This window comes from Arthrobacter sp. Y3221087 (genome assembly GCF_059089905.1).
Map to the genome: position 1 here is coordinate 33,443 of NZ_JBNHFE010000003.1, position 16,146 is coordinate 49,588.

The following is a 16,146-nucleotide window of genomic DNA, read 5'->3' on the forward strand; positions in this document are numbered from 1 at the left end:
CCCCTCCCTTGGTTGGCTTTCCTTGAGTGCGCCTAGGCGGACGTCACCGGGAACCGTTCCCAGACCCGGTGGGATGCCAGCAGCCCGGTCAGTTCCGTGACCAGGGCTTCAGCGTTCTCCCCGGTAACGATCCCGGGTGCATCCTCGGGCATGCCCGTGGCCGTCAGGACATCCGTGCTGGTGGCCAAGGAGCCAATGGCCTTGGCATGACGGAACGCTTCGGTAAGCAGCAGGACCGCCCGTGGATCCAGTGCACTTCCGGGGGTGCCGGCCTTGGCGTCGAGTCCAGGTTCGGCGTCGGGTGCCGGAGCGGCAGAAGCCGCAACGATGACGGCGTCGAACTCCGTGGAGCGGGCGGTGAGGTACGTCCGTTGCACGGGGACCCCGCCGTCGTTCTCTTTTCCCAGGAAGCCGCCCTGGGGGGCGATGACCAGGGGGACGATCCCCTCGGCGTCCAGCGCCTTTCGTGCTGCGTTCACGGCAGCAAGGTCGCTGTTCCCATCGGCGAGAATCCCGACAATGCGGCCGGCAACGGGCCAGGTTTTGCCCACCTGCGACAAAGCGGGGCTGGGGTCGGACTCCGGAACTTGCTCTGTTGCCTGCGGGGCGGGGAGGCCCAGGCCCTTGGCTACCGCTGCGCACAGGCCGGCGTCCACGTTGGCCAAGGCTGCAAGCTGCCGTTCGCGGATGGACTTTTCGTAGCATTTGCCGAGCTCGAAGGTGTAAGCCTGGATCACGTGGTCCTGCTCCACCGGGCTCAGGCTGCGGAAGAAGAGGCCCACCTGGCTGTAGTGGTCATCGAAGGATGCCGGGTTCTTCCGTTCCTTGATGGAGGCAGCCACTTCCTCCGGCACGTCGATGAAAGCACCAAGATCCTGTCCGGGGAGGAACGGGCAACCGCCGTCGAGCGAGTTGGGGTGGTACGGAGCCGCTCCCCCGTGGACCCCCTGTTGGTGCATGCCGTCCCGCAGCATGTCATTCACAGGGGATTGCGGACGGTTGATGGGAATCTGGCCGAAGTTGGGCCCGCCCAGCCGGGAGATCTGGGTGTCAAGGTATGAGAAGAGGCGCACCTGGAGCAGGGGATCATTGGTGACGTCGATCCCGGGGACGAGGTGGCCGGGGTGGAACGCCACTTGTTCTGTTTCGGCGAAGAAGTTGGTGGGATTGGCGTTGAGGGTCATGACGCCGATTGGCTGGACAGGGGCCAGTTCTTCAGGAACGAACTTGGTGGGGTCCAGCAGGTCGATGCCTTCAAACATCTGGTCCTCGGTGTCCGGGAAGGTCTGGACGCCGAGCTCCCACTCAGGGTAGGCGCCTGCTTCGATGGCGTCGGCGAGGTCGCGGCGGTGGAAGTCCGGATCCATGCCGTTGATGATCTGCGCTTCTTCCCACACCAGTGAGTGGACGCCCTGCTTTGGCTTCCAGTGGAACTTCACCAGGGTGGTGCGGCCTTCGGCGCTGATGAACCGGAAGGTGTGGACGCCGAAGCCCTCCATGGTCCGGTAGGAACGCGGGATTCCCCTGTCGGACATGTTCCACATCGTGTGCGCCTGGGCCTCGGTATGCAGGGAGACGAAATCCCAGAACGTGTCATGCGCACTCTGCGCTTGGGGAATTTCCCGGTCCGGGTGCGGTTTCGCGGCGTGAACGATGTCCGGGAACTTGATGCCGTCCTGGACGAAGAAGACGGGGATGTTGTTGCCCACCAGGTCGTATGTGCCCTCATCCGTGTAGAACTTGGTGGAAAAGCCCCGGGTGTCCCGGACCGCGTCAGCAGAGCCACGGGAACCCAGGACGGTGGAAAAGCGGACAAAGACCGGAGTCTCCACGTCCTTGGCCAGGAAGCCCGCGCGGGTGATGTTTGCAGCAGTGCCGTAGGAACGGAAGACACCGTGGGCCCCGGCGCCCCGGGCATGCACCACGCGCTCGGGAATGCGTTCGTGGTCAAAGTGCGTGATCTTCTCCCGCAGGTGGTGGTCCTGCAACAGGATGGGTCCGCGCGAACCGGCCTTCAAGGAGTGGTCGGTGTCGCGAACGCGCAACCCCTGGGCGGTAGTCAGGTACTGACCGGACTGGGCGCGTGACGTGGCCGGCGCCCCTGTTGGGCTTCCAGTAGGCGAAACCGCTTCAGGTCCTCGCTGGTCCGGCTTTGGCGGCAGCGGCTCCCGTGGAGTGGTTGGTTCCTCCAGGCTGGCAGGCTCGCTGGCGGGGACGCCGGGGATGTGGATGTTGCTCTCTTCTGGCACGAATTCTTCTCCTCGGGATGGGAAATCTGGCAGTCCGCTGTCGAAACCAAGATACTAAGCGTGCTTAGTACCCTAGGCAACGATGCTTTCTGCCACAAATCCTTCACACGAACCGGCAAACACGGCCCGGTGACGAGCCTTCCTGTCTTAGAACGGGTTCCTGCGTAGATACATCTGCAACGTCCTCGTCGACCGGGGTCCCGGACGGTGCTCAGAGCGGAATGATCGAGTACCGAGTACTCGTGCGCTTCAGCGCGCAGTGAGTTGTACTGGTTTCTGTACCGGAGCGCTGCCCAAATGCCGCTGCGCAAGCGTCGGGATGCAGTGGCAAGACAAGTTGAAGGAGGACGGTCAGGATGACCCCAAGCGAAGCACGAGTCCCCGAGGTCAGGGGCGGGGAGAACGAGCTGGCGCAGTACGAAGCTTCAGGGCGGTTGAGGCCGCGTCCATGGCCCGTTGGCCCGAATGAGAGCTACGGGAAAGTGGACTTTGATGACGGCGATGGAAAGACCGTCCTCACCGCCTACGTACAACGCCGGGCCGAAGAAGGTTACATCCTGCACATCGAGCACCTAACCGCACCGCTGCGGGTGGATGGCACGCTCCTTCGCCTGAATCCGGCGCCTCGCGCTGACAGGGACGCCGCGGACTTCCGCCGGATCACCGCTGCCCGGACGGCTGCTGCGAAGGCCGAGGCCGAGCTGGAAGCCGCCGTCCGGGCTGCCCGCGCGAAGGGCGACTCCTGGGAGGCTATCGGCGCAGCCCTCGGCACGTCCGCCCGAACTGCGCAGGAGCGGTTCGGCCACGCACCTAGACGACCGCGAAACCGCCAGCCGGCAGGTCTTGATGGACAGCTGCCGCTGGCGAAGCCTCCGAGCGCGATCGGTGCGCTGATTTTAGTGCGGTCTTAGAGTTCGCGCAGGTAGCACAGCATCCGGTAATCCGCGCCCGGTTGGAGGTTGGTGAAGCCGTGGCGTTCGTAGAAGCGGCGGGCGTCAGTGTCCACTTCATCGACGTTGATGTGAATTTCCGCTCCGCCGCGGTCCCGGACCTCCTGGACCGCGGTTGTCACCAGTGCCGTGCCGATGCCTTGGCCACGCAGGCGCGGCTGGACGTAGAGTTCCTCAAGCTGGGCCAGTGATCCGTCATAGTAAGGGGTGGGCCTCAGGGTCAGGAACGCCAAACCGGTCGGCGCGGCCGGGGCGCCGGCGAGGAGGACAAGAACGTCAGCGCGGGCCAGGAGGACCCTGAATCGAGTGGCAAATTCCTCGACGGTTGGACCGGGTGTTTCAAACTCAGCGTTAAAGTCATACAGCAGGCGCCCGACCACGCCCGCCTGCTCGGTCGATGCAATGAACACGTCTGGGGTGGCCATGTACCAATTGTGCGCACCAGCTATTACAGCCAGAAGCCCTGACATCGGTACAGGCGACGGACCCGCGACCGCACCCGTCGTCAGTAAGGACCAACCCTGTCGTGGCGAGGCCTGTCAAAACGCACCGCTCGTGACCAGCGTTTCATCTTGATCGACCGGCGATGTAAACCGGGGCTGAGCTTGCGGAGTGGGTGCCACAAAGTTGATCCATGACTGCCAGGTTTCGCGAAGGAGTACACCGCGGCAGTTTTCACTTGTCGCACCTCACGCTAATTGCGGCACCCTCGCGGGCCAGGCCTGGCATCGGGCTCTTGCCGGACTCCGTGTGAGTGAGCAGGATGGACCAAGCCGAGCTGACTAGTTACAGGGAAGGCAGGATCTATGCGCTTGATTCAGGTTGCCCAGTACGCCGGTGATCTTCGTCGGGCGGCGGCGTTTTATTCTCATCTGCTGGCGGTTCCGCCAACAGCGATGTTTGACCCGCCCGGCCTTGTGTTTTTCGATCTCGACGGCGTGCGGCTGCTGCTGGAAGCAAACGCCCCGAGGGAGCTTCTGTACCTCGGCGTTCCCGATGTGAGGAAGACCGTGGACGAGCTCACGGGCAGGGGAGTAGAGCTGGTGACTGCCCCGCACATCATCTACAGGCACAGGAACGGGATGCTTGGTCCGCCCGGCATGGACGAGTGGATGGCCTTCATACCGGACAGCGAGGGAACCACGGTAGGACTCGTCAGCCAGCCGGCGGCAGGAGCATCAGTTGCCGGGATTCAGGAGGTGTGATGCCAGTGCGCTGGCAAAATTCTTTTGTATCCGCCCATGGTCGGTGTTGTGCGTAGGCGTCCTTCGAGCGGAACCGTGTGACGCCGGCGGTCTCTCCCAGGATCTTCGCCGCCGTCAAGGACCCGCAGCCGACGATCGCCATCAGTGCCGGAGCGATGGCTGTGATGCGGCGGCTGAGTTCGACTGTGAGTTCATCGATCTCCTCGGTGAGGCGGTGCAGATGGGTGAGAAGCCGTTGAGCGAGGTCGGCGACGATCCCGGAGAAGTCGTCCAGGTGGAATTTGATTCGTGCGAACGCGCTGGCCCGGTCGAAGTTGGCCGGGGCTGTCCATGCAGGATCGAGCTCGTGTAGGTGCCAGCGGAGCCGGCTGATCACGCGGGTCCGTTCAGCGACGAGATCCTCGCGGTGGTCGACCAGGAGGCGGACCTCTCGTTCGGCGCCGTCGAGGCGGGCGACGGGCAAATCGGGTTCTCGCAGGGCGGCACGTGCGATTGAAAGAGCGTCGATGGGGTCAGACTTGCCGAACGTGCGGGCGCTGTCCCGAACGTGGGACATTAGCTTTGAAGGCACCCGCACGACCTGTTCGCCCGCCGCGAGGAGGTCGCTTTCCAATCGTCTACTCAGATGCCGCAGTCCTCGATCGCCCATAGCCGTTCCTGATCATCTTGTTTGTTCGCCCATGCCAGCAGGGCGAGATGGTCGTTGCTGGTCGTGCCGATCGTCTTGACTGCGATCTGCCTGCCAACCGTGTCCGCGATCACGGCCGTGTGGGAGCGCTTGTGCGCATCGATTCCGATGATGACCATGGTTTTGTCTCCTTTCCGTCTACGGGTAGGGGGCCAGGACCGGTCGGTCGGCATATCCCAGTCAGGGGCGATGCCACGCTCCTCTCAAGCCAGGCCGGTCGGTCCCTCCGTGCCAGCCGGCCGCACTACAGACATTAGCCACGGAGGCGAAAAACGATGGAGCGAACCAACCGGCACACCAAAATAGTGACACTGGGAATAACGGTGTGTGGGGTCCGGCCTGATCCGAAAGGAGACGGCCGTGTCAGAGTCCACGACCGAGATGACAGGGGTGATGATCGATCCTGTGACGGGAGAGATCATCGATCAGAAGGAACTTGCGGAGCGGTTGCTCGCGCAGGCCAAGGAACAGGGCGTGACCCTGGTGGGCCCCGGCGGGCTGCTGAACCAGCTAACCAGGAACGTGCTGGAGACCGCGCTGGAAGCCGAGCTGACCGAGCACCTCGGGCACGAGCACGGCCAGACCCCGGTCGCCGCCAACATGCGCAACGGCACCAGGTCAAAGACGGTGTTGACCGAGATCGGTCCTCGAGATTGAGGTGCCCCGGGATCGGGACGGGTCGTTCGAGCCGGTAATCGTGCCCAAGCGGAAACGGAGGCTGGACGGGATCGATCAGATCGTGCTCTCGCTGTCCGCGCGGGGGCTGACCACCGGGGAAATCGCGGCGCACTTCGAGGAGGTCTATGGCGCCAAGGTCTCCAAGGACACCATCAGCCGCATCACGGAGAAAGTCGCCGGGGAACTGGCCGAATGGTCGGCCCGGCCTTTGGATCCGCTCTATCCGGTGCTCTTCGTTGACGCGGTCGTGGTCAAGGTCCGTGACGGGCAGGTGCGCAACACCCCGTTCTACGTCGTCATGGGGGGTCACCACCAACGGGGAGCGGGAGATTCTGGGCATCTGGGCCGGCGACGGCGGCGAGGGTGCACGGTTCTGGCTGCAGGTCTTCTCCGAGCTGAAGAACCGGGGCGTGGAAGATGTGTTGATCGCCGTCTGCGACGGGCTCAAGGGCCTGCCGGAGGCGATCACCACCACCTGGGAGCGAACGGTCGTGCAGCAGTGCATCGTGCACTTGATCCGCAACAGCTTCCGCTACGCCGGACGCCAACACCGGGACGGTATCGTCAAGGCGCTCAAGCCCGTCTATACGGCCCCGTCCGAGCAAGCGGCGAAGGACCGGTTCGCCGAGTTCACCGCCGAATGGGGCCAGCGATATCCGGCCATCGTGCGGCTCTGGGAAGCCTCGTGGGCCGAGTTCGTGCCGTTCCTGGAGTACGACGTGGAGATCCGGAGGGTGATCTGCACGACGAACGCAATCGAGTCGATCAACGCACGCTACCGAAGGGCAGTAAGGGCCCGCGGGCACTTTCCGAATGAAACCGCTGCCCTGAAATGCCTGTACCTGGTCACCAGATCTCTTGATCCCACCGGCGGCGGCCGGGCACGCTGGGTGAGGAGGTGGAAGCCTGCGCTAAACGCGTTCGCGATTACCTTCGCGGGCCGGTTCGAAAGAACCACTCAATAATGAAAACCGGCCGGACTCCACCCACCGTTCATCGGACAGTCCCTGGGCCTACGCCTGTTTTCGGTGCAATTCGTCCTTGACTACGTCCAGCTACGGTTTGACGCTGCCGGCTCGCCAGATTACCCCGTGCTCACTTGTAATGTGCTGCCGACCGTCGTAACCGGCGAGCGTCAGGTTGCGTCGACGGAACCAGGCTGGGCCGACGCGCTTCTCGCGCTCATCGGCCAGGATGTGTCAGCTACGCACGAAGCGACTGGCGTCGGTCTCAAGCTTGACTTCTTGACCGGATCGGTCCGTCTCCACCCCACGAGCGACGAACTCGTCGGGCCGGAGATCGCCGTGCTTGGCGGCTTCGAGGACAGACAATGGATGGTCTGGCGCCCCGGCGAAGTAGCTTTCGAATACCTGTAGTCAGACGGTTCGACCTCCTGGTGGAGAATGAGACCATGAACGGTGTGGCAATCGGACATCAGGGGACGCTGATCTTCGGAGTTATAGGGGAACATCGCGGCCCAAACGCAACAACCGACAGCCTGACAGTCACCGCGGAACTGCAAGGACTTCGAGCCAGTAAAGACGTCTACGATATCGCCGGATGGTCGGCGCTCCTCTCCTTTTTCGAGGAGCTCGCACCACCTGGTGCGGCTGGGACGGGGACAAGACCTTCGACTCCCCATAGGGAGATTTTCAACTGTCCGCGAAGCACGACGGACACATCCGGATCTCCTTCGAGCTCGCGTAGTTCGAAAGGCCAACCACATGGGCGGTCCAGGGGGAACTCACCCTAGATCCGGGTGAAGAACTGACTGCAGCGGTCGACGCACTCCGGGACTTGCTGGCCACCCGAAAACCATGAGCCCCTGAGAGTCCACTCCTGGACAGATGCTCATCACCTTCTCGGCGCGGAAGCTACTCCCGGCTCATGAATACCCGCGCATGCCAGTTAAAATTAGGCGGGGGAGTGCTTGCAAAAGGGGCTGTTTTGGCCATCCTTCGTGGCATCTTTTCTCCAAGCTCCATCCGGCGGCGCGGCGCCCCGGCTGCCTGATCCTTCCTCCGGTGACCGCCCGGAAGGGCCCTTTTGGGCGCCCGCACGGCGGTGGCCTGCAGAAATATGTGAACCCGGCCACATTGGCACCCATCCTTTCCGAGAGCGGGTGCGAAGTACTGTTGTCCCCTCTTTGGGGGCATCAACATCACACGCCCGTGTATGAGGAGATTTTTTCAATGAATAAGACACTCCGCTTTATGGCTGTCCCTACCCTCGCTTTGGGCGCCCTTGCCCTTTCCGGTTCCCCGGCGATGGCCGCCGACGGCTCCTACCAGTCCACCCTGAAGCAGCTCAACGGCAGCGCAGGCTCGGGCACGGTCACTCTTGATGTCACGGGCAACCAGGCCCATGTTGTCCTGAACGTTTCGGGCCTGCCGGCGACGTTCATGGACGCCCCGTACCCGCACGTCCAGCACATCCACGGCGGCAAGCTGGGTGTTTGCCCGGACCCGTCCGCCGATAAGGACGGCGACCAGGTCATCTCCACCACAGAAGGCGATCCGTCTTACGGACCCATCGTCACCACCCTGTCCACCAGCGGCGACACCAGCCCGGCAGCAGGCCTTGACCTCAAGGTCGGCGGCCAGGGCGCCGCCTACACCGTGGACCGCACGTTCGAACTGAACGCCGAAACCAAGGCCGCCCTGGAAGCAGGCACCGCAGTAGTGGTTGTCCACGGCCTTGACCCCGCAACCCTCAGCCCTGCCGGGCAGGCAGCCAAGAGCGACCTCGCACCGACCCTCCCGCTGGCCGCCACCTCCCCCGCCCTCTGCGGAACCTTGACGGCCGGGCAAATGAAAATGCCCGCAGGCGGCGCAGCAACCGGCATCGCCACCGAAACCGGCACCGACACCGGAGCCCTCGCCATCGGTTCCGGCCTGGCACTTGTCGCCCTCGCCGGCGGAGCGTACGTCGTCCGCCGCCGCAACGCCGCAGCCTAAGCACAGGAGATCAGCACTGTGACAACACAGAACCCCGGCCGCCGTGGGAGTCTAGGGGCCTCCACGGCGGCCGGGGTTCTGCTCCTGCTCACCCTCGCCGGCTGCGCCGGGCCCGCCACCACTCCGGACGCCGGATCGGCACCTCCGGCCTCGGTCTCAGCCCCTGCTGCACCCGGCACTCCCAGCGCTCCCCCGCCTGCGGCAGCCCCGACACCGGCCGCCCCCGCTGCGGCCCCGCCCGCTCAACAGCTTCCCCCGGTCATGGCCGCTTCGGCTCCCGTCACCCTGACCATTCCCTCCATCGGGGTCCGCACCGACCTTCTTCATTTGGGGCTGGAGGAGAACGGCTCCCTCAAAGTCCCGGAGGACACCGGCAACGGCGCACCCGCGAGCTGGTACGACGGCTCCCCCACCCCCGGCGAACGCGGACCATCGGTGCTGCTGGGCCACGTCAACTCACCCAACGGGCGCGGCGGCGTTTTCGCGGACCTGCCCAAACTCATCCCCGGCGCTGACATCACCGTCTCCCGGGCCGACGGCAGCACCGCCGTGTTCACAGTTGACCGCGGCGCCCTCTACCCCAAAGACAAGTTCCCCACCCTTGAGGTCTACGGGAACACTCCCGGGTCCGAGCTGCGGCTGATCACCTGCGACGGCTACGACGCCGCCACCGGGGAGTTTGATGACAACTACGTCATCTACGCCACCCTTAAAGCCTGACAACGGCCGCACCCCTGAAGAAGCAGGCGGCCAGGATGGAAAGAGCGATGAAACAGCACAAGCCCGTAATGGCCTCCCTTGCACTCTCGGCCCTGCTGCTCTCCGGCTGCGCCACAGCCGCCGGATCCGTCATCGCACCAACAGACCTCCCAACCCCGGCGCCCTCAGTTGCTTCGACAGGGGCTGGGCATACTGACAGTCACGGCGGCGGGCACCACGGTGGATCATCATCACCCGGCACCGCCACGGCCGATGGGCCCAGCGAGGCTGCCAAGATGGTCTGCGGGGACCAGCCGATGGACCGCCTGACAGCCATCCTGGACCTTGAGCAGGACCCGCACACCATCAACGACTGGGCCGACAGCACCTTCACCTGCACCTACCACCTGGACGAAGGAGACCTGGTCATCTCCGTCCAGGAAGCCAAGAACAAAGCCACCGCACTGACCTACTTCGACGCGATGCAGGCCCTCGCAAAAGACGCCACGCCCATCGAAGGCCTCGCCAACCTCGGCTTCCCCGCCTACGAAACCGCCGACGGATCAGCAGTCTTCCAAAAAGACAGCTTCATCCTGCACGTGGACGCGACCGATCTGCCCGCCACCCTGGGACCGGACAACATCACCCGCAACGCCCTCGCCTACCAGCTCTCCACCACCATCCTCGCCTGCTGGGTAGAACACCACTGACACACAAGTTCCGCACCCGCTCATCGCATCCCCCGACAAACCCGTTATCAGCACGCACGGGTTCGCCCGGCGGAGGCAAGTTGACGGAATATCCGTTATAGGCGAAATGGGCGTCCCATGACTATTTCGGCGTTTTCGCAGGTCAGACCGCCTCCGTGGGCACGGGAATGCGGCGGCCGTGGACGGGCGTGAGCTCGCGGCTGTCCACACCTTTCGGTGGGCACACGCCGGGTTCGATCGCGATGGCGTACCGGGGCCCGAACGGCCCAGCATACATTTTATCCGCCATTTGCTGTCCCCGCGCAGGCCTTGGAGGGTAACTCGCCGTACCACCGAGCTGGCGGTTAGGTACCCGGGGCCCTTCACTTCCCGGGTCGTCAGGCGTAGCTTTGACGCCACGCATGGAGATCCCGCGAGTGTCCACTGGCTCAGCGGCGTTTAGTTTCCTCCAAGAGCTAGCAGGGCTACCGGGGTCATAACCTGGAAGGACCGATCATGGATATGAAGAAGGTGCTCTCTGTCCTGGCCGTCGCTGGCCTGACGTCCTTGGGCACGACCGCCGTGGCGGAGGCGGCACCTCCACCAGCCAAGTGCAGTGAGGCCGAGAACAAGAAGGACTGCAAGCCGGGGAAAGACAAGAAGGCTCCGCAACTCACCCCGCTGGCCGACACGGTGTGCGACGTTGTGGAGACCCGTGGCCCCGACACGTCAGGCCGTTACGGGGTTGTCGTCGCCGTCCCGGAGATTCCTGGCTACCGAATGTCTGTCGGCGGTGCCACCCTGGAGGAGGCCTATGCGCTGGCCAGCCGCTGGTGCGAGCGGCAGACCAACCCCGCCCTAACCGAGGACCGGTTCACTTCGACGGCGGACGTGTCGTGCGACTTCGTTCGGTCGCTTGATCTAAGTTCATTCCACGAGGTTCCCGAGCCGCAGTTCTTCGTCTATTACACGGACCTGAGCGGGCAGCTGCGGTACGCGCGCTCGTTCGTCAGCCTGGACGACGCTTGGCACCGGGCTAACACCAACTGCGGCGACCCCGGTCTCTGACCTGCGGCAGGCAGAACAACACCACGCTTTATCTTGCCGCAGCTAGGGTGCGGGCATAGCCGGGATCACCGGGGCCGGCAGCAATTGCCTGGTATCGGTGCCCGTGTTCGGTGCGGGCGGTTACCTGGGAGTGGAACCAGCCCGCGCGCTGGGTGCTGGTGCTCGGACCCATGCCTGGTGCCGGCAGACAGCGGTCGAGCACCCGCCGGGTGGGCGGGAACGCCATCGCGCCGGTGAATGCCCGGAGCCCGAGTGCCGTTGCCCATGCGATGACTGCTCCTGCCGGTCCGGGGGCCACCCCCATCACCTCGCGGTACTGAAGGGAGCGGCCGTAGGCCCAGCCCTGCAATGCGTTGCTGCGGCGCACTATCCGGGTGTTGAACGGGGCCATGATGAAAGGCGCGGTCCAGGTGCCGTCGTCGGAACGGCGCACAGGGCCGGCGTCAGGAGGCTGTTGTGTCGTCGGCTCCCTTGTGCGGTCGGGGCTCAGCGCGTAGGGGTCCGCGGCTAATGACCTCAGGGCGGTGTTCGATCGCATCGTGTCGAGCTGCCCGCGCATCGATTCGAGCGTGCCGCCGCTGATGCCAGCCTTGGCCGTAGCAACGAGTTGGACCTCGACCAGACCGCCAGCGCCATCGGCTTGTGCCGCCTGATGAAGCAGCAGTACGGCGAGGCCGGACGGCACGGAGTCGTAGCCGCAGGAGTGCACGATCCTGGCCCCGCTCGTCCTGGCCGGAGCGTCGTAGCGATCGATCGCCTCCCGGACGAAGGACACCTCACCGGCGAGGTCGGCGTAGTGGGTACCGGCCCGTGCGCAGGCGTCGACGACCGGTAGTCCGTGTTTCGCGTATGGACCGACGGTTGTGAAGAGCACGCGTGTGTCCGCGGCCAGGGCGGCGATCGAGTCCGCGTCCTCCGAGTCGGCCTCGATGAGGTCCCAGTCGTGCGCCGCGACCGGCAACTGCGACCGAACGGCCCCGAGTCTGGACCTGGACCGGCCCGCGAGTCCGACCCGCATACCGGCCGGTGCATGCTCCGCGACGTAGCCGGCGATCAGTCTGCCAACGAAACCCGTCGCTCCGTAGAGAACGAGGTCGTGTTCCCGAGATGAGTTGTCCATAACCGCAGCCTTTCACAGCGGCAACTCCAAGCTGACACACGGCGCCTTGCCTTGATCCTCGAAACAACCGGAACTGATCTGCGTTCGAACGAGAAGTCCGGTCCGTCCGCTCACAGCCGGGGACAATTCCCGTAGGTTATCCACCGCTACTGCTGCCAGGGAGCTACCCAACGGCTCCCTACTCCAGCCGTGGATAACCAGAATTGACCCCAGCCATGGGCGGAATGAAGTCGCCACCACTTCCGGCCGCGTGATCAGCAAGCACGCGTTTGCCCGGCCGACTCGGGTTGACGGAATCTTCATAATCGGCGCGTTGGAAACGGGTTGGGGAGTCGCCTAGAACCTGCAAGCCAACTGGAACGAATGTGAGTTTTCTCCGCTAGCCTTGCAGTGTTTTTGTGAAGTGATGCGTGGGAATTCTGTCTCTGTCGTAGGTGATTTCTTTGTAGCCGTGGGGTTCGGGCTTGCCCTCGCTGTTCAAATTCACGAACACGATCTCCTCGATTATGAGAATGCTTCGCCGCGTGATCATGTTTCGGACTTCTGCTCGCATGGTCAGTGAGGTCGAACCGAACTTCGTTGCCGTGAGACCCATTTCTATGAGGTCACCCTGCACAGCGGAGCTGACGAAGTTGATTTCCGAAATGTACTTCGTCACGGCCCTGCCATTGCCGAGCTGGAGGATGGCATAGATTGCTGCTTCCTCATCGATCCATCTGAGAAGGCTCCCACCGAACAAGGTGCCGTTCGCGTTCAAGTCTTCTGGCCGCACCCACTTTCGAGTGCGGAAAGTTATATCTGAGGGTTCCATGGTGAGACCTTACTTCTGAGGCGGACCTGACTTGGTTTTATGCCGTCTGAGGGAACGTGCGTTGTTTAGCGGCTGGCCCATCGGGCGGCCTGTCGGGCTTTGGCTCTCTGCACGTTTCTGCTTTGGCTGCTGCTGTGGAAGCCGGCTCTGGGTGTTGTCCCCTCGAAGCGGAGGCAGAACGACGGATGAGGCTTGCGCACCGGTTATGCCTGAGCTCCGGTAGCGGAGGTGGGCAGGCCGAGGTTGCGGTACTTATTGAGCCGCTGCGGCAGCAGCTCGCCGATGCCGGCTGAGGACAGGGTGGCAAGTTCGTACTCGATGGCCTGCCCCAGCCGCTGGCAGAAGGCCTTGGCCTCCAGTGCTGCGTCGCCGCGCTCGTCAATGACGTGCTGGACAAGCCCGTTGGCGAAGAGGGTCGCAACGTTGACGCCTTGGGCTTCGGACATGGCCGGCGCGAAGTCTGTGCTCCGGTGAACGATGGCGCTGGCGCCTTCGGGCGGGAGCGGAGCCAGCCACGCGTGCTGGGCCGCGATGGTCCGGTCTGCCGGCAGCAGGGCCAACGCACCGCCGCCTGCGCCCTGGCCGAGCAGCACGGAAACTGTGGGCGAGCTGAGCCCGATCAGATCATGCAGGGACCTCGCGATTTCGCCTGCAAGGCCGCCTTCCTCGGCTTCCTTGGACAGCGCAGCGCCACCGGTATCAATGACTGTCAGCAGTGGCAGGCCGAGCTCCTCAGCCAGCCGCATGCCACGGCGTGCCTCGCGAAGTGACGCCGGACCCATCGCCGTCTGCTGGGAGGGCCGCGGCCGGGTGTGGCCGATCACCACGCAGGACTTTTGGCCGAAGCGGGCCAGTGCCAGAAGCAGGCCCGGGTCTTTCTCGCCCTGTCCCGTCCCGTTGAGCGGAAGCACATCCCGGGCCCCGTGCGCCAGCAACTGGCGCAAGTCCGGGCGCCGCGGATTGCGGGAGATTTCAATCGACGCCCAAGCGCCGGCCTCCGACGGTTTCACAGACAGCGTCCGAGGCGGAGCGACCTGCGGATTCGGGCCGGTGACCAGAATGCTCAAGGCCCGGTCAATGACGTCGGACAGCTGCCAGGGCGGGACAACGGCATCCACGAGCCCCTTGTCGAAGAGGTTCTCTGCCACTTGGACATTCTCTGGGAAGGGGATGCCGTAGAGCACCTCGTAGACCCTGGGTCCTAGGAATCCCAGCAGGGCGCCAGGTTCGGCCACTGTGATGTTCCCGAGGGATCCCCAGGATGCCATGACGCCGCCAGTAGTGGGATGGCGGAGGTAGACCAGGTAGGGCAGCCCAGCCTGCCGGTGTGCCCGCACGGCCGCGCTGATTTTGATCATGGACAGGAAGGCGATGGTGCCTTCCTGCATACGCGTGCCGCCGGAGGCAGGTCCAGCCAGCAGCGGAAGCCCTTCCTGCGTTGCCCGTTCGACGGCGTTTACGATCCGTTCGGCGGCCGTGAGCCCGATGGAGCCGGCCAGGAAACGGAACTCGCTGACGATGACGGCCACCCGGCGGCCGCGGATGAGGCCCTCACCGGTCAGGACGGATTCATCCACGCCGGTTTTAGCCCGGGCCGCCGCCAGCTCCTGCCGGTATTCGGGACCCGGGTCAGCGTCCACGACCGGGCCGTCCCAGCTCCGGTAGGAGCCGGGATCCAGCACCGTAGCGATGAGCTCAGTGGCGTTCAGGTGACGGACCTTCTGTTGTGTCGGCATCCTCAGCGGCGTTCCTCATTCTGGCCTGTTCTGGCGGCTGCGCGCCCGGCGCTTCCGGCGCCGGCTTCGGAAACCAGACCAAGCCACTGCCGGATCTGCTCCCCGTCCTGGTCCAGCAGCGGCGGGGCAATATGCGTCTTGAGCGTCGTTTCGGCAGTGTCCGCGGCGCTGAAAAACCGCAGCGGCGGGCCGGGGAGGCTCACATTGCCGAGGATCTTGTGGTCGACGTCGATCACGAGTCCCTGCGAGTGGACCTGGTCCCAGGCATACACTTCGTCCAGTGTCCGGACTTTGCCCGCCGGAATGCCGGCCTGGTTGAGCTTGGCCAGCAGGGGTTCGGCCTCAAAGTCGGAGAACACCCGCTCCACCTCTTCAATGACTTTCTCCCGGTTGCGCACCCGGTCCGCGTTGCTGGCGAACTCAGGCCGGGCGGCGTTGATCCCGAATGCCGCGGCGAACGTAGCCCATAGTTTTTCACTGCCCACACTGATCTGCACCCGGCCCTGCCGGCAGTGGAACAGGCCATAGGGGGCGATGGAGGGGTGGTGGTTGCCTTGGGCCTTCGGGACCTCGCCGGCGACCGTCGCCCGGGTGCCCTGGAAGGCGTGGACCCCGATCAGTGCGGCGAGCAAGGAGGTGCGGACGATCTGCCCTTGGCCGCTGCGTTCGCGCTGCAGCAGCGCGGCGAGCGTCCCGAACGCCCCGTACATGCCGGAGAGCAGGTCCGCGATGGGCACTCCCACCCGCTGCGGATCCTCCGGGCCGGATCCGGTCAGGGACATCAGGCCGGCCTCGCCCTGAAGGATCTGGTCGTAGCCGCTGCGCCGGGATTCTGGCCCGTCGTGCCCGAAGCCAGTGATGGACAGGACCACCAGTGCCGGGTTGAGGGCGTGCATTTCCGCGGCTGAGAATCCAAGCCGGTCCAGTACGCCTGGGCGGAAGTTCTCGATCACCACGTCCGCCCGTTCCAACATCTCCCGCAGGACCGCCCGGCCGTCATCGCTCTTCAGGTCCAAGGCGATGGATTCCTTGTTGCGGTTGCAGGACAGGAAGTATGTGGCCTGGAGATCATCCTCGGGACCTACGAACGGCGGCCCCCAGCCGCGCGTATCGTCCCCGGTGTCCGGGCTTTCGACCTTGATGACGCGCGCCCCGAGATCGGCCAGCATCATGCCGGCATGGGGCCCGGCGAGGGCCCGACTCAGGTCCACCACGAGGTAGCCCGACAGCGGGCCTTCGGTGCGGAGGGTGGATTCTGCGCTCATGGGGATCTTCCTTCTGTTGCTTGGTTTGCAT

15 protein-coding genes and 1 pseudogene are annotated in these 16,146 nt (G+C 64.5%); 8 read left to right on the forward strand and 8 right to left on the reverse strand.

Annotated elements, in window-relative coordinates; all coding sequences use genetic code 11:
• Window positions 1-32: 32 nt before the first annotated feature.
• Window positions 33-2,249, reverse strand: coding sequence for a catalase (locus AC5RUO_RS11965; RefSeq protein ID WP_494103614.1), 2,217 nt, complete (start codon window positions 2,247-2,249; stop codon window positions 33-35).
• A gap of 356 nt (window positions 2,250-2,605) precedes the next feature.
• On the opposite strand from AC5RUO_RS11965, the gene AC5RUO_RS11970 reads away from it, so the two are divergent.
• Window positions 2,606-3,160, forward strand: coding sequence for a hypothetical protein (locus AC5RUO_RS11970; RefSeq protein WP_494103615.1), 555 nt, complete (start codon window positions 2,606-2,608; stop codon window positions 3,158-3,160).
• Here the strand turns inward: AC5RUO_RS11970 and AC5RUO_RS11975 are convergent.
• Window positions 3,157-3,624: a GNAT family N-acetyltransferase gene (locus AC5RUO_RS11975; RefSeq protein ID WP_494103616.1), complete on the reverse strand. Its 468-nt coding sequence runs from the start codon at window positions 3,622-3,624 to the stop codon at window positions 3,157-3,159. The genes AC5RUO_RS11970 and AC5RUO_RS11975 overlap by 4 nt on opposite strands.
• Window positions 3,625-4,005: 381 nt before the next feature.
• On the opposite strand from AC5RUO_RS11975, the gene AC5RUO_RS11980 reads away from it, so the two are divergent.
• Window positions 4,006-4,404: a VOC family protein gene (locus AC5RUO_RS11980; RefSeq protein WP_494103617.1), complete on the forward strand. Its 399-nt coding sequence runs from the start codon at window positions 4,006-4,008 to the stop codon at window positions 4,402-4,404.
• Here the strand turns inward: AC5RUO_RS11980 and AC5RUO_RS11985 are convergent.
• Both AC5RUO_RS11985 and AC5RUO_RS11990 read right to left on the reverse strand, forming a co-directional pair.
• Window positions 4,355-5,053, reverse strand: coding sequence for an IS110 family transposase (locus tag AC5RUO_RS11985; RefSeq protein ID WP_494103618.1), 699 nt, complete (start codon window positions 5,051-5,053; stop codon window positions 4,355-4,357). The genes AC5RUO_RS11980 and AC5RUO_RS11985 overlap by 50 nt on opposite strands.
• On the reverse strand, window positions 5,026-5,211 hold the full coding sequence (locus AC5RUO_RS11990) for an IS110 family transposase (RefSeq protein WP_494103619.1): 186 nt from the start codon (window positions 5,209-5,211) through the stop codon (window positions 5,026-5,028). Before AC5RUO_RS11990 ends, AC5RUO_RS11985 begins: the two co-directional genes overlap by 28 nt.
• A 274-nt stretch (window positions 5,212-5,485) precedes the next feature.
• On the opposite strand from AC5RUO_RS11990, the pseudogene AC5RUO_RS11995 reads away from it, so the two are divergent.
• From AC5RUO_RS11995 to AC5RUO_RS12020, 6 genes and pseudogenes are all read left to right on the forward strand, one after another.
• A pseudogene (locus tag AC5RUO_RS11995) lies at window positions 5,486-6,735 on the forward strand (IS256 family transposase).
• Window positions 6,736-7,014: 279 nt separating this feature from the next.
• A complete protein-coding gene (locus AC5RUO_RS12000) occupies window positions 7,015-7,146 on the forward strand; it encodes a hypothetical protein (RefSeq protein ID WP_494103620.1) in 132 nt (43 codons plus the stop codon).
• A gap of 816 nt (window positions 7,147-7,962) precedes the next feature.
• A complete protein-coding gene (locus AC5RUO_RS12005) occupies window positions 7,963-8,727 on the forward strand; it encodes a CHRD domain-containing protein (protein WP_494103621.1) in 765 nt (254 codons plus the stop codon).
• 18 nt (window positions 8,728-8,745) lie between these two features.
• Complete coding sequence (locus AC5RUO_RS12010) at window positions 8,746-9,447, forward strand: class F sortase (RefSeq protein WP_494103622.1); 702 nt, start codon at window positions 8,746-8,748, stop codon at window positions 9,445-9,447.
• A gap of 47 nt (window positions 9,448-9,494) precedes the next feature.
• Entirely contained in the window at window positions 9,495-10,136 is a 642-nt protein-coding gene (locus tag AC5RUO_RS12015) for a hypothetical protein (RefSeq protein ID WP_494103623.1), read from the forward strand.
• Between the two features lie 495 nt (window positions 10,137-10,631).
• Window positions 10,632-11,183, forward strand: a complete 552-nt coding sequence (locus tag AC5RUO_RS12020) for a hypothetical protein (protein ID WP_494103624.1) — start codon at window positions 10,632-10,634, stop codon at window positions 11,181-11,183.
• A 28-nt stretch (window positions 11,184-11,211) separates the two neighbouring features.
• Here the strand turns inward: AC5RUO_RS12020 and AC5RUO_RS12025 are convergent, their stop codons facing one another.
• The 4 genes from AC5RUO_RS12025 to AC5RUO_RS12040 all read right to left on the reverse strand — a co-directional run bounded on the left by AC5RUO_RS12025 (window position 11,212) and on the right by AC5RUO_RS12040 (window position 16,115).
• Window positions 11,212-12,303 (reverse strand): saccharopine dehydrogenase family protein, encoded by a 1,092-nt coding sequence (locus tag AC5RUO_RS12025; RefSeq protein ID WP_494103625.1) that lies wholly within the window; start codon window positions 12,301-12,303, stop codon window positions 11,212-11,214.
• A 379-nt stretch (window positions 12,304-12,682) separates the two neighbouring features.
• The gene (locus AC5RUO_RS12030) at window positions 12,683-13,114 is read right to left on the reverse strand and encodes an acyl-CoA thioesterase (protein ID WP_494103626.1); all 432 of its coding nucleotides are present in this window, start codon (window positions 13,112-13,114) and stop codon (window positions 12,683-12,685) included.
• A 203-nt stretch (window positions 13,115-13,317) separates the two neighbouring features.
• Window positions 13,318-14,850, reverse strand: a complete 1,533-nt coding sequence (locus AC5RUO_RS12035; protein ID WP_494103627.1) for a carboxyl transferase domain-containing protein — start codon at window positions 14,848-14,850, stop codon at window positions 13,318-13,320.
• Window positions 14,851-14,852: 2 nt separating this feature from the next.
• The gene (locus tag AC5RUO_RS12040; protein ID WP_494103628.1) at window positions 14,853-16,115 is read right to left on the reverse strand and encodes a CaiB/BaiF CoA transferase family protein; all 1,263 of its coding nucleotides are present in this window, start codon (window positions 16,113-16,115) and stop codon (window positions 14,853-14,855) included.
• Window positions 16,116-16,146 lie beyond the last annotated feature (31 nt).